Source organism: Gemmata sp. SH-PL17, assembly GCF_001610855.1.
Lineage (GTDB): Bacteria > Planctomycetota > Planctomycetia > Gemmatales > Gemmataceae > Gemmata > Gemmata massiliana.
Genome location: NZ_CP011271.1, coordinates 7,112,100 through 7,133,547, shown reverse-complemented (window position 1 = coordinate 7,133,547; position 21,448 = coordinate 7,112,100). Strand labels below are relative to the sequence as shown.

The 21,448-nt window shown below is 63.7% G+C and carries 19 protein-coding genes and 1 riboswitch; of the genes, 11 read left to right on the top strand and 8 right to left on the bottom strand.

Features of this window, described 5'->3' with window-relative positions:
• The first annotated feature begins 138 nt into the window (after positions 1 to 138).
• On the top strand, positions 139 to 657 hold the full coding sequence (locus VT84_RS29445; protein ID WP_082842018.1) for a hypothetical protein: 519 nt from the start codon (positions 139 to 141) through the stop codon (positions 655 to 657).
• Between the two features lie 264 nt (positions 658 to 921).
• Here VT84_RS29445 and VT84_RS29440 read toward each other — a convergent pair whose 3' ends face one another.
• Entirely contained in the window at positions 922 to 2,088 is a 1,167-nt protein-coding gene (locus VT84_RS29440) for a hemolysin family protein (protein ID WP_082842017.1), read from the bottom strand.
• Between the two features lie 1,238 nt (positions 2,089 to 3,326).
• Between VT84_RS29440 and VT84_RS29435 the strand changes: the two genes are divergently transcribed.
• Positions 3,327 to 4,787 (top strand): TolC family protein, encoded by a 1,461-nt coding sequence (locus tag VT84_RS29435; RefSeq protein WP_162271886.1) that lies wholly within the window; start codon positions 3,327 to 3,329, stop codon positions 4,785 to 4,787.
• Between the two features lie 27 nt (positions 4,788 to 4,814).
• Here VT84_RS29435 and VT84_RS39005 read toward each other — a convergent pair whose 3' ends face one another.
• Entirely contained in the window at positions 4,815 to 5,087 is a 273-nt protein-coding gene (locus VT84_RS39005; protein ID WP_157469962.1) for a hypothetical protein, read from the bottom strand.
• Between the two features lie 106 nt (positions 5,088 to 5,193).
• Between VT84_RS39005 and VT84_RS29430 the strand changes: the two genes are divergently transcribed.
• The 3 genes from VT84_RS29430 (at position 5,194) to VT84_RS29420 (ending at position 9,342) form a co-directional block, all read left to right on the top strand.
• Entirely contained in the window at positions 5,194 to 6,729 is a 1,536-nt protein-coding gene (locus VT84_RS29430) for a hypothetical protein (RefSeq protein ID WP_082842015.1), read from the top strand.
• A gap of 178 nt (positions 6,730 to 6,907) precedes the next feature.
• Positions 6,908 to 7,003, bottom strand: a riboswitch (cyclic di-GMP riboswitch).
• Positions 7,004 to 7,245: 242 nt separating this feature from the next.
• The gene (locus VT84_RS29425; protein ID WP_082842014.1) at positions 7,246 to 7,752 is read left to right on the top strand and encodes a hypothetical protein; all 507 of its coding nucleotides are present in this window, start codon (positions 7,246 to 7,248) and stop codon (positions 7,750 to 7,752) included.
• Between the two features lie 54 nt (positions 7,753 to 7,806).
• Complete coding sequence (locus VT84_RS29420) at positions 7,807 to 9,342, top strand: xylulokinase (protein ID WP_082842013.1); 1,536 nt, start codon at positions 7,807 to 7,809, stop codon at positions 9,340 to 9,342.
• Positions 9,343 to 9,354: 12 nt separating this feature from the next.
• On the opposite strand, the gene VT84_RS29415 is transcribed toward VT84_RS29420, so the two are convergent.
• The 4 genes from VT84_RS29415 to VT84_RS29400 all read right to left on the bottom strand — a co-directional run bounded on the left by VT84_RS29415 (position 9,355) and on the right by VT84_RS29400 (position 14,050).
• Positions 9,355 to 9,750: a hypothetical protein gene (locus tag VT84_RS29415; RefSeq protein WP_082842012.1), complete on the bottom strand. Its 396-nt coding sequence runs from the start codon at positions 9,748 to 9,750 to the stop codon at positions 9,355 to 9,357.
• A 93-nt stretch (positions 9,751 to 9,843) separates the two neighbouring features.
• A complete protein-coding gene (locus tag VT84_RS29410; protein ID WP_082842011.1) occupies positions 9,844 to 11,664 on the bottom strand; it encodes a hypothetical protein in 1,821 nt (606 codons plus the stop codon).
• 181 nt (positions 11,665 to 11,845) lie between these two features.
• On the bottom strand, positions 11,846 to 12,538 hold the full coding sequence (locus VT84_RS41355; protein ID WP_239465497.1) for a hypothetical protein: 693 nt from the start codon (positions 12,536 to 12,538) through the stop codon (positions 11,846 to 11,848).
• Between the two features lie 537 nt (positions 12,539 to 13,075).
• A complete protein-coding gene (locus tag VT84_RS29400) occupies positions 13,076 to 14,050 on the bottom strand; it encodes a DNA integrity scanning protein DisA nucleotide-binding domain protein (protein WP_082842010.1) in 975 nt (324 codons plus the stop codon).
• A gap of 346 nt (positions 14,051 to 14,396) precedes the next feature.
• Between VT84_RS29400 and VT84_RS29395 the strand changes: the two genes are divergently transcribed.
• From VT84_RS29395 to VT84_RS29380, 4 genes are read left to right on the top strand one after another with little or no spacing between them, the layout of a single operon-like run.
• On the top strand, positions 14,397 to 15,746 hold the full coding sequence (locus VT84_RS29395; RefSeq protein ID WP_082842009.1) for a cystathionine beta-synthase: 1,350 nt from the start codon (positions 14,397 to 14,399) through the stop codon (positions 15,744 to 15,746).
• 31 nt (positions 15,747 to 15,777) lie between these two features.
• The gene (locus VT84_RS29390) at positions 15,778 to 16,518 is read left to right on the top strand and encodes a DUF4058 family protein (RefSeq protein WP_162271885.1); all 741 of its coding nucleotides are present in this window, start codon (positions 15,778 to 15,780) and stop codon (positions 16,516 to 16,518) included.
• 20 nt (positions 16,519 to 16,538) lie between these two features.
• Entirely contained in the window at positions 16,539 to 17,258 is a 720-nt protein-coding gene (locus tag VT84_RS29385) for a hypothetical protein (RefSeq protein WP_082842007.1), read from the top strand.
• A gap of 12 nt (positions 17,259 to 17,270) precedes the next feature.
• A complete protein-coding gene (locus VT84_RS29380) occupies positions 17,271 to 17,966 on the top strand; it encodes a DUF6629 family protein (RefSeq protein ID WP_082842006.1) in 696 nt (231 codons plus the stop codon).
• 15 nt (positions 17,967 to 17,981) lie between these two features.
• Here VT84_RS29380 and VT84_RS29375 read toward each other — a convergent pair whose 3' ends face one another.
• Positions 17,982 to 18,716: a TIGR02996 domain-containing protein gene (locus VT84_RS29375; protein ID WP_162271884.1), complete on the bottom strand. Its 735-nt coding sequence runs from the start codon at positions 18,714 to 18,716 to the stop codon at positions 17,982 to 17,984.
• Between the two features lie 72 nt (positions 18,717 to 18,788).
• Complete coding sequence (locus VT84_RS29370; protein ID WP_082843444.1) at positions 18,789 to 19,661, bottom strand: DUF1559 domain-containing protein; 873 nt, start codon at positions 19,659 to 19,661, stop codon at positions 18,789 to 18,791.
• A 146-nt stretch (positions 19,662 to 19,807) separates the two neighbouring features.
• On the opposite strand from VT84_RS29370, the gene VT84_RS29365 reads away from it, so the two are divergent.
• Together VT84_RS29365 and rnpA are read left to right on the top strand one after the other, a co-directional pair.
• Complete coding sequence (locus VT84_RS29365) at positions 19,808 to 20,743, top strand: DnaJ C-terminal domain-containing protein (protein WP_082842004.1); 936 nt, start codon at positions 19,808 to 19,810, stop codon at positions 20,741 to 20,743.
• 25 nt (positions 20,744 to 20,768) lie between these two features.
• Positions 20,769 to 21,437 (top strand): ribonuclease P protein component, encoded by a 669-nt coding sequence (gene rnpA / locus VT84_RS29360; protein ID WP_082842003.1) that lies wholly within the window; start codon positions 20,769 to 20,771, stop codon positions 21,435 to 21,437.
• The last annotated feature ends 11 nt before the right edge of the window (positions 21,438 to 21,448 follow it).

The following is a 21,448-nucleotide window of genomic DNA, read 5'->3' as shown; positions in this document are numbered from 1 at the left end:
CCCTCCGTTACGAAATGGGCACGTTCTGTGGTCTTTTCCCGGTGCGGAGTGCTTTTTGGAAATTTGGTTGCAAGGTGCAACTGGTGACGCGGTAGATCTCTTCAGTTGCAAGTTGAAACCGACGAAACGGAGACAGCCATGACCGCCCTCACCATCGCACACACCGCCGTGAGCATCCTGCCGATCGGGTTCGGGCTCGTATCCTTTGCCCGGTACGGGAAGATCGACCCGAAGACCCGGCTCGGTAAGTGGTACCTCGGCACCATGCTGGCGGGCACCGTGTCCGGGTTCGGGTTCATCTTCACGCTCGGGTTCACCCCGGGACAGGTGTTCGGGCTCTTCACACTCGCGCTGCTCGCGATCGGAAGCCTGACGACTCGTGGGGCATGGCGCAAGGCCGGTTACACGCAGGCCGTCGCACTTTCGATGAGCTTCCTGATGCTCATGGTCTTCACCACGACCGAAACGCTGAAGCGGTTCCCGACCGGTCGGCCGTTCGCAAGCGGGCCGAATGACCCGTCGTTGATCCCGGTCCGGCTCGCGCTGCTCGCCCTGTTCGTGATGGGAGTTGCTTACCAGGTGCTGAAGATCCGCGCGGCCACCCGCCCGGCGGCCCGGCTCGAACGGGTGCTGGCCCAGTATCCCCACGCGGTGTAACCACACGAGATTCGGAGAGCGGGTTACGAGAAACGATCGAAGCGAGGCCATGTCGCACGCTCGGAACGGGGGAGACCTTGTTCCGAGCGTTTTCTGTAGCCGGACTCTGTCAACGAATTGCAAACGCGGAGTGTTTTGGGTCGTGCCTTCTCTAGCCCGGGGTTGAAACCCCGGGCTATTCCCGGTGACCCCATTTGGGGTCACAAAGGCATTTGGCCTGGTTGGAGCACAAACCCCATTCGTTGTTTTCGGACCCCGAAGGGGTCACCGGGAATAGCCCGGGGTTTCAACCCCCGGGTGTTGACTCAGCATCGGTCGGCGCCCGAGGCGCAAGCGGGGCGTCGGCCGGTCGTGTTCGTCTTCCAACTGGCCGACGATCTGTTCCAGCACATCCTCTACGGTAATGAGGCCGAGTACCTGACCCGTCTTGTCCCGCACCACGGCCAGCGGGCGCCGTTCCTTGCGAAACAGCTCCAGCGCGTCGGCCACGCAGTCGTTGGGGTCCAGGTACAGCGGCGGGTAGAGCGCGTCTTCCAGAACCACCAGTCCGCGCAAACTGAACAGGTGAAACAGATCCTTGGTGTTGACCACGCCGACCACTTTGTCGAGCGTGCCGTCGTACACCGGCATCCGTGTGTGGGCGCCGGACCGGACCGCTTCGAGTATGCGGTCCGGCGGGGTGCTGAGGTCCAGGGCCGCCATCCGCTCGCGCGGCACCATGCAGTCGCCCACCTTTCGGCCGGACAGCGTGAACACCTTGCGCACGAACTCGGCCTGTTGCGCCGAGAGCACGCCCGACTCGCGCGTCTCCTCGATCAGCATCGCCAGTTCTTCGACCGAGTGAACGTTGCTCTCGGACCCGGCGGGCGCGGAGCCGCACCACCGGAGGATCTGGTTGCCGGTGCCGTTCAGGAGCGCGACGAACGGTCGAGTCAGCCGGACGAACACGTTGAGCGGGGCCGCGACCCACAGTGACGTTTGGTCCGGGGTCTGAAGCGCGAGCGTCTTGGGGATGAGTTCCCCGAAGACGACGTGCATGAACGTGATGAGGGCGAACGCGAGGGTAAACGCGATGGCGTGGGCCGCGGTCGCCGCCCACGCGCCGGGCAGTAGTGCTTCGGTGAGCGGTTCGATCAGCCGGGCCAGGGCCGGTTCGCCGACCCACCCTAGCGCGATGCTGGCCAGCGTGATGCCGAGTTGAGTTGCGGCGATGGTGCGGTCCAGGTGGGTGACCGCGTCGAGCGCGGCTTTGGCGCCACTCGCGTTTCGGTTGACCAGTTCTTCGAGGCGCGTTCGGCGCACCGCGACGAGTGCGAACTCGGCGGCGACGAAGAACCCGTTTAGCGCAACCAGAGCGGGAACGGCGAGCAACCCGGCGACGGTCCACGCCCAGTGGGTGCTAGCCGGATCGCCGACGGCGAAACAGGTCATGGCTCTTCCTCGTTCGAGATTCGGGCCGTGGAACCCCGTGCCGGCTGGTCCGGTACGGGTGAGACGGAATGAGGGGGCCGACTAACAGCGAAGGTAGAACGGAGCCGATTGAAGGGCAGGGTGGGTGGAAGAGGAGAGCGATTGGGCCAGCGCGCAGTGCGCGTACAGTCGGACGGTGCGATAAGTTTGCGACTCGGCCGCATGAGGAGCTGCGTGCGTGACGCGCGTGGCCGTCGAGACCATTTCTGGCTCGGGGCCGCTTTCCTCACTGGAGGAAGTCGATTCGCTCGGAGCGGCAACGGTACCAAGGGCCGCGGACGGAAGTGTGACGACGCTCGCAAAGAGGTACGTTAAAACCACTGCGACGCTGACGTGTCGCGCCAGCACCGACCGAGAAACCGTTGTACGCGGTTGTACCTCCATGCTGTTTAGTATCGGTTTTTGCGGTCAATTGGCCACCGACCCGACGCCGGCGCGCTTCCGAGTCCACACCCGGGGTTGAAACCCCGGGCTATTCCCGGTGACCCCTTCGGGGTCCGAAAACAACGAATGGGGTTTGTGCTCCAACCAGGCCAAATGCCTTTGTGACCCCAAATGGGGTCACCGGTACATAGCCCGGGGTTTCAACCCCGGGCTGGAAGTCGTATGAAGTTCGTCGCCCACGACGGCCGATGAGTGTAGCGGTTATGCGGGCTGTGTGCCCCAGCGCCACCATTTGGGCGAATGGCAATGTTTCGAGCGATTGTCGCGTGGGTGCTGACGGCGGCTTTCCTGGTGACCGGGATGGTCACCGGGGCCGGTCTATGCCCGTGCCGTTTCGTGAAGGAGCTCAGCGAGCCGGCTTCTTCCGCGCCGGTCACGCTCAAGTGTAAGTGCTGCCACGCTTCTCACGCGAATGTCCCGAGCCATTCGGACGAGCACGCGCAAGAGCCGTCTTCGCCGTGCGAATCGCCCGGTGAACCGTGTGACCACCACACGATGGGGAACGCGGCCGTCGTAGCCGGATCGCAGCCGCGTTCGGATCACGGTCACGGCGACCAGAGCATTGATTCGCCGGTTTCCGATGAACGCGCCTTTGTCGTTGCGCCTCTAGTTGGCGCGACCTTCTTGTTTTCCGCCTCCACTTCATGCCCCGGGCGAGATGCTTTGCGGTACGCCCATTCCTTCCGCTGCTAGTTGGTTCTCACTCACGAATTGAGGGAAATCAATCTCTGCTAGAAGCACGCGGAGGGTTCGTCATGTGGGTATTCAGGCTCCGAGAACTACCGAAACGGTCACTCGTGTGGACCGGCGGGTTGGCGGCTCTTGCTTGTGGCTGCACGACACCCGAGACGCGGTCGCCGCTCACCGCGCCTGTGCCGGGACCGCGTGCGACCGCAACGCGACCGGTCCCCGCGGGGCCGATCCAACAAGCGGCGTACCAGAAGCCGGCGCCGCCGACGGGTTCCGATCAGCCTGTCGCCGCCGCTCCCACCGGGGTCGATGATTTCGTTCGGCTGGCGGTTGAACGGAACCCGCGCCTCGCGCGGGCTAATCTCGCTATCGACGCGGCGCGGGGGCGGCACGTTCAAGCGGGGCTGTATCCGAACCCCGAAGTCGCGGTTAACTGGGACGAAATCGGCGACCGGTCCAGCAGCGACCGCCTCGGTATCCTCACCGCTCCGAAACTCACGCAGACGATCGTGACGGGCAAGAAGCTCACGCTCGCGCAGGCGGTCGCGGCGCGGGAAATCGATCAGGCGACGCTCGAACTGGTCGCCGAACGGTACGCGATCGCCGGTTCGGTCCGATCCGCGTTCTACGAGGCCCTCGCGCTCCAGAAACGCGCCGAGATCCTCGATCATCTGGCCAAGCTCGCGGACGAGGCGGTTTCCAACGGGAAGACCCTGCTCGACGCGAGCCAGCTGGCGCGCCTCGACTACGTCCAACTGGAGATCGAGCGCGAGCGGTTCCGGGCCGAACTCCTGTCGGTGAAACGGGAACTGCCCGGTGTGTACCGGCGCCTGGCGGCCGTCGCGGGCGCGCACGCGGCGATCCCCGCGAGCGTTACGGGCACGTTCGAGGGCCTGCCCGAGTACGAGGCCGATGTGGTGCGCGAAGCGGTGCTGGCGTACCACCCGCAGGTACGTTCTGCGCACGTCGGGATCGAACGCGCGCGGGCGGCCGTGGCCCGTGCCGAAGCGGAACCGATCCCGAACGTGTCGGTCTACACCGGCTTCGTGCGGCAGTTCGAGAACAAGTCCTACGACGGCGCGGTCGGGATCGCGATGCCCGTGCCGGTGTGGAACCGCAACCAGGGGAACATCCAGGCGGCGAAGGCCGAACTCGGCATGGCGATTCAGTCGGTCGGCCAGGTCGAGAACGAGTTGGCCGCGCGCGTCGCGACCGCGTACCAGAGTTATGCGGCGGCCCGTGCCCGCGCCGCGGTGTACCAGAAGGAACTGATCCCGCGCGCGGAAGAAACGTACAAGTTGTCACTGGCCGCGTTTAGGGGTGGGCAGTTCGAGTACCTGAAGGTCATTCAGGCTCAGCGCGCGCTGGCCGAGGCGCAACTGGAAGCCAACCGCGCGCTTGGCGAGGCGTGGCGCGCTGCGGCCGAACTGTCCGGGTTGCTCCTGGAAGACTGGTGGCCCGGACCGCGGCCCGCTCCCGTGACGCCACCCGTTCCGCCGCCGGCCAAAAAAGACAAGGCGCCGTAACTCGCGCTTTGGTTACTCGGTGGGCGCTCAGCCGCCGAAGAAAATGCGCCACAAGTTGCGGATTAGCCCGCGCGGGCTGTCGTCGCGCGGCGGGTCGGCCGGGTCCACGGCACCCGTACCGGCACAGGTGAAGCACTTCTCTACCGCACCCTCCACGGTAACCTCGCGCGTCCCCGAACAGGTGGGGCAAACGAACGGCATCCACCCGCGCGGGCCGGGTTCGTACTCGTAGAACCTCCTCCCGAAACAGAGCCGACAGTCCGGCTCGCCCCGACAGGCGCAGCGGATGTGCTTGGGCACGGATTCGCCTCCGGTGCAGAGACAAGATCATTTTACCGGAAAATGCTCCGCCCAACACGACCGTAAAAGGGTTGATCGATTACGTGGTGTCCGCAATGCTGTTTGCATGATCCCCTACGACACCATTACCGAAACCGCCGACCGCCGGTGGACGTTCCGACTGCTCGACCGGTTTCTCGATCCCGAACTGTCCGCTCAGGAATTAGATGATCTCGTCGCGGCGCAGAATGCCGCGTCGGACCGGAGGAGTGTCCCGATTCTCGAACGGGTACTGGCTGATACCTCGCGTCCGACCGAGATCCGCGAAGCGGCCGGAACGGTCCTGCGAGACATGCTGTACCTCGACGCGGGTTGGTCGGAAGAAACCGTGCGGGGCTGGTGGGCCACGGGCGATCCGGTTCTCAGGCACCACGCCCTCCTTCGCATGGGCGCGGGTACGTGTCCGGACATCTTGCGGCGAGTGGCCACCGATCCGAACGATCCGCTCCGCGCGGCCGCGCTCGGTCGAATAACGTTTTTCTTCGATAGCCCGGCCGATTTGCGACTAAAAGTGGCCGCGCTGACGGACCCGGACCCGACGGTAAGAGAAGCCGCAGCGGCGCTCCTGTATTGGGACGAACCGGTAGCGGCCGAGAGTGCGTTAGTAGCGGCAACGGGCGATCTCGTTAAAGCGGTAGCGACCGAGGCCGCTGCTACTCTCCAGTATTATCCGTCCGTGCGCGTCATCCGTTGCCTACACGGGCTACTCGATCACCCGGCGGAGCAAATACGTGACACCGCCCGCCGGAGCCTAAACGAGATCCGCTACGACTGTTTGCTCCACGCTCGTGACGATAGCCCGAAAGTGGCCGCACACGTGCGCCGGTGGCTCACACCCGTCCGGGATCTTTTGGCCTTCACCGCCGAGGAATTGGCTCCGCCCGCTGAAGCGCCGTGCAAACCGTCCGCGGTTCAGGAAACACGACCACTCGCTTTACCCGATATCCTGCGCCTGCTACTCGATCCGGACACCTCCCCCAAGGTGATCGAGGAGCAGTTGTGGGCGCCTAAATGGAAGCACTATCCTGTCGCTGATCGCAGTCGACTCCGACCTGTTCTGCTCAATCACCCCGATCCATTAATCCGCCAACGGGGAACCACCCCGTTTCAGGAATGGTCCGACGCAAGTGCGTTGCTGGAATTGTTGAGTGACTCCGACGCCGGAGTCCGAAGGTCTGCGATGTACTGCCTCGAGCGACTCCCACAAGACCCGCGTATCGCGGCCGTTGCGTGGGACCACTTGCACCGGCCGAAGACGTTCGGAATTCACGCTTCCGAAACGCTTTCCACGTTCGCAGCCCACGCCGATCGGCGTGACGCGATCCCGAAACTCCTCTCCATCGCCACTGATGCGACCCGAGTCGAGCGCCTACGGGTATCGGCGGTTCGCGAACTTGCGGGCTTGGCTGCTATAGATGAAGTGAAGCAACTGACAACGCTACTGGCCCAACCTCCGGCGGTGACCTGGGGGTTTCACATTGCGATTCTCGATGCCGTCGCTGATTTCGAGCTGACGGTCGCGGAGGCGCCTCAATTACGCGACGCGGACAATTTGCACGTGCGCGTCGCGGTAGCCCGCGCGATTGGTGGTAGTGGCGATTGAAGTGAGACGTGTGGTTCGATTCTTACTGTGTATTGATGCTCAGATCCGACGTGCGTTTCTGAAATAGCGGGGCGTGCGTTGGCACCGGTTTATAAGCCGTGTTCCGCGACGCGGAGGCCGCCGGCCGGTGTGACCCGACCCGTGGCCCAGGGATGGACAGGTTTTCACCGCCAAGCCCTTCGGCAACCAGGCGACCTGCGGGTGGTTTGGTGGGGTACCCCGCAGGCCCGTGGCTTTGCGCCCCCGCCTCGCGGCGGGTTAGCCCTTTCGAGGATGAAAGGTGTGGCGCGCGGAACGCGCCGACGCACGCCCCCGATCGGGCACCCAAAACGCACCCGACCGTTCGCTGAGAGAAGATAGAACGCGATCGCCGGATACGCAAACGCGGCAGAACCAGAATCTCGATCTTCATTTCTCCTTCACCCGGTACCGCCGGTTCCTTGACTTTGATCTCCTGATCGGCTCAGCACTTCGGATCGCATTGAACTGAGCCCGCACGCGCCGCGTAACGCGGGTATGCGGATCTCGTTCGACCTCGACGATACGCTCATCTGCTACCACGCCGGTGCGAAGCACGAACCGAGCCGCGTGCGCTGGTGGTTGCGGCCGTGGGTCTATGAGCCGCTCCGACTCGGGGCGGCGGATCTGCTTCGCGAACTTGTAAAAGACCACGAGATCTGGGTTTACACCACATCTTACCGGGACCCGCGGACGGTTTCGTGGTGGCTCTGGTGCTATGGCACGCGGGTCGGGCGCGTCATCAACCAGGACCACCACGAGCGCGCGTTCGGGCGCCGCGGACCGAGCAAGAACCCCGGTCGGTTCGGGATTCACCTGCACGTCGACGACAGTTGGGGCGTGTGGGCCGAGAACCGCTTCGACCGGAACGTCTGCGTCGTTCTGCCGGACGATCCCGATTGGGCGGACAAAGTGCGCGCGGCCGTCGCGTGCGTCGGGCGGAATGCACCGCCACCACTTCCGCCCGACGTACCGGAGGAATACCGTTCGAGGGGATGGGCGTAAGTCGCTACTCTACTGGTAACGCACCCCGTTTCTCCACGCCGGAGCCTCTCTGACATGCCCGAATTATTGCGCTGCGTTCCGCCGAACGCGATCATCGTCGGTTACGATTTCAGCACCGGCGGCGTGAAGGCGCTCGCGTTCGATCTCTCCGGTAACACCGTCGCCCAGGTCCGGCTCCCTACCGATCTGTGGACCGAGGGCGGCGTTTCCGAACTCAATCTGATGCAACTCGAAGGACAGGCCCGCGCCGCGACCCGCGCGATTGCGGGCGCGCTGGGCACACGGGTGGCCGATTGGGGTACCGGTGGCTGCGGAATCTCGGCCACCCACCACACCGCGGGGCGGATCGATGGGCGCGGGAATCAGGTTCGTCGGGCGATCTGCTGGAACGATCAGACGCTCGCGCAGTACCACGCAGAAGGTTTAAAGCGCCTTGGTGGACAGGGCCGGGTCAAAGAGTTGACCGGCGGACCGTGGGCCGTTCGATATTCGCTCTCGCACCTAGTGAAGGACGAGCACGCTCTCAGTGAAACCGACTGGAAGCGCACCGATGGCGTCGTCCCACACGGCCCGCTCGCGGCGGGTTACCTCACGGGGCGGTTCGACGTCACGAGCGTTTCGTCGGCCGCGTCGACGGGCATCATGGACCTGCGCACGAACCAGTGGCGCAAGGAAATGCTCGACGCCATCGCGAAGCCCGAGTACCGCACCCTCGCGTGGGAGAGCCTCCCCGACATCATCGACATGAACCAGCCCGTTGGTCCGCTGTCCGACTCGGTCGGCCTCGACGCCAATCTTCCGGCCAATTGCCGCCCCCTTGTGTTCCCCACGCTCGACGACCAGGCGGCCGGGCTGATCGGCGGCGGGGCGGTCGAGGCCGGGCAAGTTGCGATCATCCTCGGTAACTCCGCAGTCGTGAACTCGTCGTCAGCTCGGCTCCCGCAATCGGGCACGCTCGACGCGATGAAACTCAACTGGGGGCCGTACCTCTGGATGCGCTGCTACTCCAACGGCGCCCAGTTCCTCGATGAGGTCGCGGGAAAGGATTGGTTCAAGGTCGAAGAGGCGGCCAAGGTTCCGCCGCTCTGCAACGGGACGTCCGTGCTGCCGTTCCTGCTGTCCGAACCGTCGGTGGGGGTCGAAGCGCCGCGTGTCGAGTGGCACCCGGCGAACACCGAGAACCGCGCGGTCAAGGTGCGGGCCTGCTTGGAGGCGCTCGCGTACCTGCTCGCCCGGGCCGTTCGCGAGCACGAACAGGCGGGGCAAATTGTGACGCGGGTCACCGTGTCCGGCGGAATGGCGAAGAGTCAGTTGATGTGCGAGATCCTCGCGAGCGCCCTGAACCGCCCGCTCGAACGGCTCGTGTCCGACGAAGGCCCAGCACTGGGCGCGGCAGTTGCGGCGCTGGCGGGATTGGAGAGCCACCTGCGCAAGCAACAGGGCGTCGCGGAGCCGTACACCGCGGCCGACGCGGTTTCCGCAATGGTTCGGTTCCGCGACCGCGTGGACCCGCGGCCGGAGTGGGTGAAGGATTACGCCCGCGGGCAAGACGTGTTCGAGCGCTGGCTGAACGGCCAGCGCCCGAGTTGAGGATCGTAACGGCTACTTCGCGTTGGTGAGTTTAACGGTGACTTCGGTCTTGGGTGCTGCTGCGCTGCGAACAACGACCGTAACGGCCGTGTTCGCCGGCACGTCAACGGAGAAACTGTCCGCTTGCCCTTGTTTAGAAACGAGGGCTTTTTTCGCGTCGATGATCGGTGCCTCTTCCAGATCTTTGATGTCTTCCTGCTTGAACACCAGCACGCGCACGTCTTTCTCTGAGGAAGAGAACTCCACATTAATCGTCTGTGGTTTCGACTGCGCGTCGAGTTGGATCGTCCCCGCGGAGGTCTTGGCGTCGAGCGTGACTACCGAGGTCTTGTTCAGTTTCCCGGGACCGCACCCGGTCGCGAGGAACAGACCGAGCGCGCACGCGGCGAGAGCGAATCGAGTGGGCATGGATGTCCTTTCTTAATGCGGCTGGCACTTGATGTTCGTCACTTCGCGTATCATCTTATGCCGACATTGCTCGATTCGCGAAATACGCACGCATTATTCAAGGTTCGTGAGCAACCCGGAAACGATCTTGCGCCCGGCGGCGAGCGCGGCCCCGGGGACGAACACGTTCAGGGTCGCGGTGTCGTCCTTGAGTGTGACCGCGACACCGATGAACGCGGGCGGGCCGCTCACCGGCGGCACCTTGCCGATCCGCGGGAACCCGGGGATCGTGTCCTGGAGCGCGCGCAGCGAATCGACCATCCCCGTCACCGCTTGGCCGACTTCCATCATCGTCAACACGCTGGCGTCGGTCGGGAGCTGTTTGCGCGTGAGCTTGAACCCGTCCGTCTCGCCGACCGGCTTCTTGTTATCGCGGTAACCGTCGATCGCTGCGGTCGTAGCGGCCCAATCCTTCGCGACCACTTGCACGACGGTCTTGCCGTCGGTGCCGACCCAGAGGGCCATTTTTTCGGGCACCGACCGCTTGAGTTGCTCCAGGGTAACTTCCTTCGCCCCTTCCGGAAGATCCTTCACTGTGGCCTCGAAATCGAACGCGAGTTGGACCTCGGCAAACGTGAAGCCCGCGTGCTTGCGCGCGTCCTTCTTCACCTTCGGGGCGTCCTTCAGTACGGCACTGTGGATGCGCCCGCCGGCGGCCATTGCCTCGTAGCACCCGAGCCGCGCGTCCACGGCCTTTTTCGGTTCCGCGTACTTGGTGACGGTGATCGACGAGTCCGCGCCGGCCGTCCCCGACACCTCGCCCTGCGGCCCGGCCGCGGCAATTTCGGCCCAGCGCTTTTCGATCGCCTCGTTCCCCTTTGCGTCGTCGTCCGCCGGGGCGAATTCCGGGTTCAGCCCGCGCACCGCGTCGGAGAACTTCGTGCCGACCTTCGAGGCGCCGTACTGCGCCAGCCCCGCGGGGAGTTTGCCAATGTCCACGAGCGCGCCGGGCATTTCGGCCTTCAGCAACTTCACGCTCTCGGTGTTCTCGGCGAACTGGGCCTGCACGCGCAGGTTCAAACCTTCCGGGCGGAACTCGGCACCCACCACCAGCCCGCGGCAATCACCGACGGCCTGGAACAACCCGTGGGCCATCGACTTCACGGCTTCGAGTTGCTTCTTGCCGAGGCCGGGTAACATGCCGCCCATCTGGGCCTGCTGGAACCCGAAATCGATCAACCCCTTGAACCCCCGGATCTGCTCGCCGTACACCTCGTTAATGACGTCGAAGTTGACGTACAGCCCCACATCGGACCCGACGAACGATTTGGCGAGTTCGACGGGCATTGCCGTGGTACTGGCCCGGGTGAACTTGGTCGCGTAGATCTCGGCGGTCGTCTTGTCCGGCGAGAGTGCGACGTATTCTTTTAGGTCCACCATGTGGACCGCGTGTTCTTCGCCCGCAACGGTCAGTTTCACCTCATCGACGCCCTTGCCCTCTTCAAATGTCTTTCGCTCGTCGGCGGTGAGGAACGTAGCGCGGAACTCCTTGTAAGAGGTAACCGGCACCAGCACCGATATCGCCGCGTTGTTCTCGGTCAGGCTCGCGATGTTGTTCACGACGAGGTACACGCGGCCGTCTTTGGGGACGGCCGTGAGCTTGCGGTCGGCGAGGAGTTCTTTCAGCGCGCCGTCGATCTGTTTGTCGATCTGGGCGGCGTCTGGGAACGCGGTCTTGAGCAGCGCGGAGAGGCGCTCGCGCGCGGCCCCGACGCCCGTGATCTGCACAACGATCGGGGCCTTCGCCGGGAACGGGAAGGTAACAGCCTTCCCCCCATCCGGCGGGACCGGAGCGGCGGCGGACGAAGCGGGCACAAACGCGGCAAACGTGCCGATGACGGCGGCCGCGACCGCGGCGCGGAACAGCAAAGACATGGCGTGTCCTCAAGACGGCGGGCGCATTGGCCCACATGTGCCCATCTTAACGGGACGCGCAACCTGTGACGAGTGACGACCAAAACGATGACGAGTGCGCTCGGCTCTTTTCCGAGATCACGTGTCGCGATGTCGCACGACCCGGTGTACTCCCAATGATGTTGCAGCGGACGTGTTTCGACTACGTTTTGCCCAACACCAAGTCCAATGCCCAACAGCCCCGGACGTGCGGGCCATCACTGCGAAGGTGGTTCAGAAGATCGTCGTTGGCGCATCCGGCGTCCATCAGCGCATCGGCGAGGATCGGAAGGCGGTCAAAGGCTTTTTCGGCGTAGATGCCGGTGGCGAGTGCGGTGACAGTGGACGTGAGCCAGGAGGATTCAACGGTGACAGGGCGGAAGGGATTGCCGAAGATGTCACGAAGGACGATTGCCCCGACAACACCAGCTTGTCTTGTAAATTTCTGCCTCGCCGATTTTAGAATTTCATCTTCGTCATCATCGTTGAGAACAGGGTACTGCTCCCGCCACAACTCGCCAAGACGATCGCTTACGAATAACATTACATCCGACACATTGTTTGAATCATAAGTGCGGTGATCGGAAGGGAAACAAACATCAAAGGGGAAAGTGGCGGGGATTTGGTCAACTCTGGTGTACGCTCCGACCTGACCGGCAAAGCTCGGATCGTCGGCGAAGGCTTCACCCAACTCAATAAATGCGGACTCCAGCTTATCGGAAAACAACTGCCACGTCAGCCGGTAGATTCCGCAACTCGCCAAACGGTATTTTCGGGGTCTACTTTTTGCGTTATCCCAGAGATATTCGTGGATCGGCTGGAAATCATCGGTTGAAATCCATTCCGTTTCGGTCATTTCGTCACCCTCTGAGTCGCTCCACCGCAAGGATACCGCATCCGGGGCGGGCACGAAACGACTGAACGGCACGGCATTGGGCTGCGAAGCGTTAACCCCGTGCGAAAGTCACGTTGGGCACAGCCCGATCTACAACGCTTCCGACTGGTAATCATCAACAAATTCGGTCCGCGATCTGCAGCCAAATTAAACTGGACATCTGTCCACAAATCGGCCACAATTGCGTTATTGGCGGGACGAACTCTACGCGCGAAAGATAGAGGTGTGTTCCAACAGTCAGAGGTGCTCGAAGACCAAATAGAGGGAATGTTAGTGTTTGTTAGTCGAGTGAGTCGCTTCGCAATCAACACGCGAATCACCGATCTCTCGAATGAATAACGACTTACGCCACACTCGACGAACCATGCGCCCCCAACGCCCTCTAGGAGCCCAAAAGGTTAGCAAAGGTTAGCATTCGGTCCCTAATCAGACGCAAATCATTACGAGAAAGCAACTTCCGAGCAATAACAATCGTGACACGCGAACACGACCGGTTACTCAAGAGACTTCGTCGCCGCTCTCGTCGGGTTCTGCTGGTGCCTGTTCCTGGTTTTCAAGTCGGAACGGCTGCCACACGTGCGGGCGCGCCAGCGGTTCGATGTGGAGCACCTCTTCGCCCCCCTGGAACACGCGGACGCTCCCACTCGACTGACTGACCGCGAACGCGACCGAGCTCGTCTGCTTACTGATCGCGGCCGCGGCCATGTGCCGACTGCCGAATCCTTTGCGGATGTTTACGCCGTCGCCGCGCCCGCCAAGGTGCAGGCACGCGGCTTCTGCGATCCCGTCGCGTCCGATCAGGACGGCGCCGTCGAGCTTGGCGATTTCCTTGATCTGCTCGCGCACGTCTCGTTTTCGGACGTCGCGCTCCGCGCGCGAGTACCCGCGGAACGGGTTGAAGTTCTGGAAGTGCGAGAGGCTGAGCACCTTCCGCGTGTCGCCGACGACGAGGATGGTGCCGATCGGCTGTCCCTCGCGCCCCTCGCGCCCGATCTCGGTCGCCAGGTCGACGACGGCGCGGAGCACGTCAATGGGGGCCGCGTCGCCGAGCACGCGGAGGTCCTGCGCGGTCATGCGCTCGAGGTGCTCGCCGAGGTGAATCACGCTCAGGCTGTCCACCGGTTCGGGCGCGTCTTCGAGGGTCGCGATCCCGTTGTAGATCGCGACGATGTGCGACCCGGGCTGGAGCAGGTCCTCGGTGACCGCTTTCAGGAGCGCCGCGTTCATCCGCTCCTGGGTGGGGAGCGGTTCGGGGTCGAGGTCGATGACGGTCCAGTCCGGGTTCTCGCGCAGCGACTTGGTGAGCGCCGGGTTCTCGGCCGCGACGAACAGCTTGCAGCCGGCCAGCATGCGCCCCACCTCGTCCCAGTCGATGGACGTTTCGGTGAGCAGCAGCACGGCGTCGGCCGGCAAACTCTTCACAAGGTCGCGTGCTGCTTGGAGCAGAGCGACGCTTTGGCTGGGCAAACTCATATTGGGAAGATTAGCGAATGAGTAGGTTCGGGTCGCGCGGTTCGCGAACGGTCGAACGGCCCAGAGCTTAAAGTCGTAGGGCCGGGTGCGGCCCCGAACGCGGGGCGCCGACTTTGCGACTTTCGAGCTTGCGACCGGTGGACTTCTCGCCGACCTTACGACTTGACACGACCGGAGCGGCAGCGCGGACCGTTGTGCCACTCTACGGCACGGGTGCGCGCGACGCCAACTGCGGATCGCAAAAAAGAACGAGATCGGCGGACTTGTCCAACTTCCCGCCCGCGCCCGACAATACGGTGTCGCGCGCCCGGTGGTTCGCCGCTCCCAATTGATTCTGGAGACACCCATGCTCGAATCCGTTCTCGATACCGTCGGCCGGACGCCCCTGGTGCTCCTCAACCGGCTCACCGAGGGGTTGCAGGCCAAGGTCGCGGTGAAAGTGGAGTTCGCCAATCCCGGTGGGAGCGTGAAGGACCGCGTGGCCCAGGCGATGATCGCGGACGCGGAACTGCGCGGCGCGCTCCGGCCCGGCGGCACCATCATCGAAGCCACCGCGGGCAACACGGGTGTGGGGCTGGCGATGGTCGCGGCGGTGAAGGGCTACCGCTGCATTTTCGTGCTGCCGGACAAGATGTCGAATGAGAAGATCCTGCTGCTGAAGGCTTACGGGGCGGAAGTCGTCATCACGCCGACGGCCGTGGCACCGGACTCCCCCGAGAGCTATAACGGCGTGGCCGATCGACTCGCGCGCGAGATCCCCGGAGCGTGGCGCCCCAACCAGTTCACGAACGCCGCAAACCCGGAAGTCCACTACCGCACGACCGGCCCGGAAATCTGGGAGCAAACCAAGGGCAAGGTAACCGTGTTCGTGTGCGGAGTCGGCACCGGCGGCACCGTGAGCGGGGTCGGCAAGTACCTGAAGGAGATGAACCCGAACATCAAGATCGTCGGCGCCGACCCGGAAGGCTCGGTGCTCTCCGGCGGGACGCCGAAGCCGTGGAAGGTCGAAGGGATCGGCGAGGACTTCGTCCCCAAAACGTTTTCCAGCAAGTACGTGGACGACTGGGTCCGCGTGGGCGACGCGGAGTCGTTCTTTGTCGCGCGCGAACTGGCCCGGCGCGAGGGCATGCTCCTCGGTGGCAGCACCGGTACCAACGTGGCCGCCGCGCTTCGCTACGCCCGCCGACTGGGGCCGGGCCAGCTCGTCGTCGCGCTCGGGTGCGACACCGGGCGCAACTACCTCAGCAAGTTCTTCGACGACCGGTGGCTGTCCGAGAACAACCTCACGTTCACGGAGGCCCCGGCGCACTCGGTCGGCGACCTGCTCAAGAAACGCGGAGATCGCAAACTGGTGATGATTACCCCGGACGCGACCGCGGAACAGGCGATTCAGCTCCTGGAGGCGACCGGCATCTCACAGTTACCCGTCATGGACGCGGGCAAGCCGGTCGGCAGCGTCCAGGAGGTGTCGTTGGCCCGCATTTTGCACGACGGCAAAGACCCGACGAAGGTGACGATCAGCGATCTGATGGCGCGCCCGCTGCCGACGCTCGACGTCCGCACGCACCTGGACGAAGCGTACCGGCTCCTGCTGGCGGGCTACACCGGCGTGCTGGCCACGAACGACGGCGCGGTCGTGGACATCGTCACCCGCATCGACCTGATCCACTACTGGGGCAGCAACCGCGCGAAGTAGAATGGGGCGGGTGTTCTCAGGAGAACGACCGATGCCGCTGCTCGACCACTTTCACGGACCGATTGCGCGCCGCCCGTGGCTCTCGTTTCATTCGCGTTGGGCGAGCGCGCTTTCGGACGATCTGAATCGCCGACTGCCGAAGGAGTTCGTTGCTGACGCCCCAATGTATTTGGGATCGAGCGTCTCGGCCGATGTCGCTGAGTACGAGCAGCGGAACGAGCACCGTGCCGCTAACAGTAATGGTGATGAGCCTACCGGCGCGGTCGCACTCGCGATCGAGACGTATGCACCGCCGGCCACCGCATTGAGCATGCCGGCGAGTTTCCCGACCGAGATTAGGGTGGAAGTCCGGGACGTGAGCGACGACTACAAGTTGCTGGCGGTCGTCGAACTAGTCAGCCCGTCGAACAAGAAAGAGGCCAACGAGCGAGGACAGTTCGCCGCGAAGTGTCTCAGCTACCTTGGTAAGGGGATCGGCCTCGTTGTGGTCGACATCGTGACGTCGCGGCACTGGAACCTGCACAACGAACTCGTCCGCTTGGCCGAGCACGACGACAAATTTCTGATGCCGGACGACCCGTGGATTTATGCCACCGCGTACCGCCCGGTGCGCCGGAACAAAGAAGACCTGATCGACCTCTGGACCTGGCCGCTCGCGGTCGGGACCGCGCTCCCGGCCGTGCCCCTGGCACTCAAGGGCTACGGGTGCGTGCGCCTCGACCTGGAAGCCACTTATGCGGAAGCGTGCACGCGGCTCCGTATTACTGAATAGCCACTATTAAAGGATACCTGATGCCACTGCTCGATATCGACTGGACGAAGAACGACCGCGACCCGTTCGCGTTCTTGGTGAATTGGTCCGCGTGCGTTGCCGACGCACTGAACGCGCAACTGCCGAACGCCGAGCGGTTTCGCGCGGAGCCACTCGATCGCACGCGCCTGAAAACGGGCGAGGAGATCGCGGGCTTCGCCCAAGGGCCGCCGGTGGTGAGCGCCGGCGGGCAGGACACGGACCAGAAGTACCCCGGGTTCGACGCACCGGCGCCGACGTTCGTTGCACCGGCCCGGTTCACCGACCGCGTGGGTGTGAACGTGTCCGACGCGCACCACGGTCGGCGCGTCACGGCCGTGGTGATGTTCGTGACTCCAGACAACAAGGCAGACTCTGATTCGTCGCTCGCGTTTGCGGTGCGCGCGGCCGCGCTCATGTCGCGCGGCGCGGGTGTGGTCATTGTGGACGCGCTGCCCGGTCCCGCGAGCTGGGCCACGCACCTGCACAGTTTGGTGGGGGTGTATCCCATCACTAAGCGGCCGCGCGGTACCGATGCCCCTGTACTCGTCGTTCACCCCCAAGTGCATAACGGCGCAGAACAGTTCGCGGTGTGGCACTACACGGTCGCATCGGCGTTCCCGTTGCCCACGGTCCCGGTCCCGATCCGTGGAGCGATGAACCTGAAGCTCGACCTCGAAGCCACCTACGCGGCGGCTTGCGAGCGCGGCACCGTTTCTTGAAGGGCCGCTGAAATGTGTTTTTCACCCGAAGCGAGTTTCGCGGTCGGAGGGGCGCTGATCCCGGCCGCGGGTTACTGTTTGCGCGCCGCGTGGCTGAAGAACCCGCGCTTGATCCCGATCGCGCTGATGCCAGCGGCATTCGCCGTCCAACAGATCGCGGAAGGGGTCGTGTGGCTCGGGCTGCACGCGAGCGATCCCGCTCAAATTCGTGCGGGGGCGCTCGCGTTCCTGTTCTTCGCGCTCGCGTTCTGGCCCTTCTGGTTGCCGTTGATCGCCGCGGTGAATGAGACACGTCCCGGCCCCAGACGGTTTTTCGTTGCGCTCACCGTGCTATCGTCCGGGTGGTTCTGGGCGTTCTATCTCCCGCTCCTGATCGGGCCGGACTCGCTTTTGTCGGTCCGGGTTGTTCACCACTCGATTTTGTACTCGTACTCCGATGCACCTCTACCGCGGAACGTTCCGCAGTTGGTCTTGCGCGTGCTGTACAGCGTGTCGGTGGTGGTGCCGCTGGTGCTCGGCCCGAAGACTTTGGGGCGGCTCCCGGGGCTTATGCTCCTCAGCGCACTGCTCGTTGCGGTGGCGGCTTACGAGTACGCCTTCGTTTCAGTTTGGTGCTTCTTCGCGGCCGTGCTGACACTCTCACTGTGCGTGTTCTTTTACCGAATGTCCGCGCCTGTGATGGCCCCGGGCGCTACAGCCCAAGCGTAGCGCCCGGATCTTGGGTTAGTCCGTCTCTTCCCAGCTCTCGCGATCGATATTGCAGCGCCGCGATCTGTTGGCGCTTCGGCGATTGAGGCGTTCTTCACGGCTCCGTTCTCTCAGTGGCACAGGCGCCCGCCCCCGTCCTCCGTATCTCTGTTCGGTCAAGACGGCGTAAGTGAAGCCCACCCGGGCTGCGAGCCATTCCGTTCGGCGCGCCCGATCACGTTCTTCTTCTATTTGTTGCCTTCGTTCGCGTTCTTCGGACGCGACAGGCGCGAACACGAGAGATAAATAAAGATCGTCGGAGTAATTTGCCAATGTAAGTGCTAGTGCGAAGCGAATTTCGTTCGTAGCGAGGTGTCGAGCTTCTAACAGCGAATCACAGTAATGAACGCAGTGCTGGCAGGTCTCGCAGTGGCGTATTTGGGGCGCCGCAGTCGGTGTAAGTAGCTTCCATTGTTTTGGGCACGTGTCAGGGTGCGTGGTGCGATGGGCTTCGATTGGGGGATTGCTAATCGTCGCGAGCCACAACGAATCGATTCGCGCGGCACGTTGCCGGAGTTGGTTTTGACCGTAGGTCCGGTCGAGACTTTGTTCGGGCGCGTCAGCAACGCGGAGTTCGAGTCGGATGAAGTCGGCTTTGATTTTGCAGTTCGGGTCGTCTTGTTCGTCGAGCCAGTCGGCGAATACGAGTCGGGCGGTGTTGTCGGCGGGCGATTGGCGGATCACGGACAGGAAACCGGCCTCTTCGTGCATACGCACTCCCGGGGTGTTGTGTTCGTGGACGGAGCCGTGCCGCACGGACACAACCATCGGGCCGCAGGTTCGTCAGTAATCCGCGCTGACGACCATCCCGTCCGCACGCCCCGCCAGCCACCGGAGTTGCGCCGGGTCGCTGGAATCCCGGAGGAGCCGCACGGAGCCGTCGGCGAACCCGAACTGCGCGCCGCCGCTGTGCCGCGAACTGAACGCTTGCGGGGCCGAGCCGTTGACACGCGACGTGTCGGCGTCCAGCCACCACATCGTGTCGCTGGTCTGCACGACCGCACTGGGCTGACCGCTCATCCCGGCCCAGATCGCGGCGCGCTTCTGCGTGGGCGTGTCGAAGATGCACTCGCCGATGAGCAGTGTGTTGGACGTGCCGTCGGTGATGTCCGTAATGCGCGTGCGGCTGTTCTGGTACATGATGCCGCCGAAGTCGAAGTTCATCTGGATCGTCGGGAGCGTGTACGGGCCGCACACCGCGCGGTAGTTCGAGGTCGCGTGGTTTTGTCGCTGTGGGTTGATCTCCGGGGCGCCGTCCGCCGGGCACAAGAACGTCTTGATTTTGACCTGACTCAACCCGCCCGGAACATCGGTTGCGTTAACGAGTACCAGACCGCCGCCGAATCGCGTGTTGGCGCTCACTCCGAGTTGCTTGTAGAGATTGTCCTGTTCGATGTACGGGAGCAAATATGTGGACCAGCTCCACGAGCCGTTGAAATCCGGCCCCGCGAACGCGGACGGAAACCGTTCGTTGTCTCCCGCGAAGGCGTGCAGCGCAAGTGCCGTCTGTTTCAGGTTGTTACTGCACGAGATGCGTGCGGCCGCGGCCCGCACTTTTTGCACCGCGGGAAGCAATAACCCGATAAGTACCGCGATGATCGCGATAACGACCAGTAATTCAATCAGTGTGAATCCGCGCGTCTTGTGAGGCCGCATGAGTTCCCCGATCCGAGGGGCGATACCCTGAATCCGAGCAGGCGCCGTACCAATCTAAACGAACGAGGTTTCGGTTCGGTTGGCCGGACCACTACAATTTACCAAGCCGCGCGGAGCGGCGCTTCATTCACCAACAGTTATCCCCAATGCCCCGCGATCCTTACGAAGTGCTCGGTGTCTCTAAATCCGCCACGCCGGACGAGATCAACAAGGCGTACCGGAAGCTGTCGAAGAAGTACCACCCGGACCGTAATCCGGGCGATAAGCAGGCCGACGCCAGTTACAAGGAAGTCCAGGCCGCGCACGACATTCTCGGCGACGCGAACAAGAAGTCGCAGTACGACCAGTTCGGGTTCGCTGGTCCGCAGAGTGGTTTTACTGGCGGCGGGTTTCCCGGAGGTGGGTTTCCCGGAGGTGGGTTCCCGGGCGCGGGTGGCGGCGCAATGGACCCGGAGGCCGCCCAGCGCCTCTTTGATATGTTCGGTGGGGGGATGGGCGGGCAGGGCGGTCCGGATTTGAGTGACATCTTCGGCGGCGGCAAGCGCAAAACCCGAACGCGGAGCCGACACGCCGAGCCGATCGAGTCCGAAGTGACGGTCCCGTTCGACGTGGCCGCGAACGGCGGGAGCGTCGCACTGGAGGTCGGCGGGCGCCGGATCGACGTGAAGGTGCCCGCCGGGATCGAAGAGGGGAAGCGGCTCCGCGTGCCGGCCGACGCAACCGGCGGACCCGAGGTGCTACTCAAAGTGAAGATTGCCCCGCACCCGTTCTTCCGGCGCGAAGGCAACGATCTCTATCTCGACGTGCCGCTCACGGTGGTCGAAGCGGTTCTCGGCGCGAAGGTGGACATTCCCACGCTCGACGGGAGCAAACTGGCGCTACTGACTGTCACCGTTCCGCCCGGAACGTCAAGCGGTCGGAAGCTGCGTCTGCGTGGGAAGGGGATCTCGGGCGGCGATCAGTATTTGGTCTTCAAGGTGGAAGTGCCGAGCGGGAAAGTCGACGACAAGAGCCGCGAACTGATCGAGGAGTTCGCGAAACTGAATCCACAGAATCTGCGCACGGAAGCCCCGTGGGTGTGATCCCCCTCGTGTAGCGAATTGAGATATGACCGCGCCCGACAAGCCACTGACGTTCCCGCAAACGCACCACATGAAGACTCCTGCGGAGTTCGAGCGGTGCTACGCGCGGAAGCGCTCGTCCGCGGACGGGCTGTTGATCGTGTATGCGTGCGAGAACGACCTCCCGCACCCGCGGCTCGGTTGCTCCGTGTCGCGTAAGGTGGGCAACGCGGTGGTGCGCAACCGCTACAAGCGCCTGTTCCGCGAGGCGTTTCGCCTGGTGCAACATGACCTGCCGCCGGGCGCGGACTTCATCCTGATCCCGCGCCCGGGACCGTACCCAGCCATCGACGCGCTCAAGGCGTCGCTGGTGAAACTGGCGAACCAGGCATCGCGGAAACTGCGAGATGGTCCGCGCCCCAGGCCGGGCCAACCTAACCCCCTAACCCCCTTCCCTAAAAAGGAAGGGGGAACAAAACCATCGGTGGTTTTAAGCCCCTCTCCCCGCTCCGGCCCGCGAGAAGCTCTGCTGACAGGGCCGGAGAGCAAGGAGGGAGGGGTTGGGGAGGGGTTACAGCCGCAACCTACCCCCCATCCCCCCTCCCTAAAGGGAAGGGGGAGAAAGAGCCCGCACGCCCATCAGACTTGGCATCAACCACAGAGGTGCCGAATGCCAGTTCCCCCTTCCCTTCAGGGAAGGGGGATGAGGGGGTAGGTTCTGCCTCC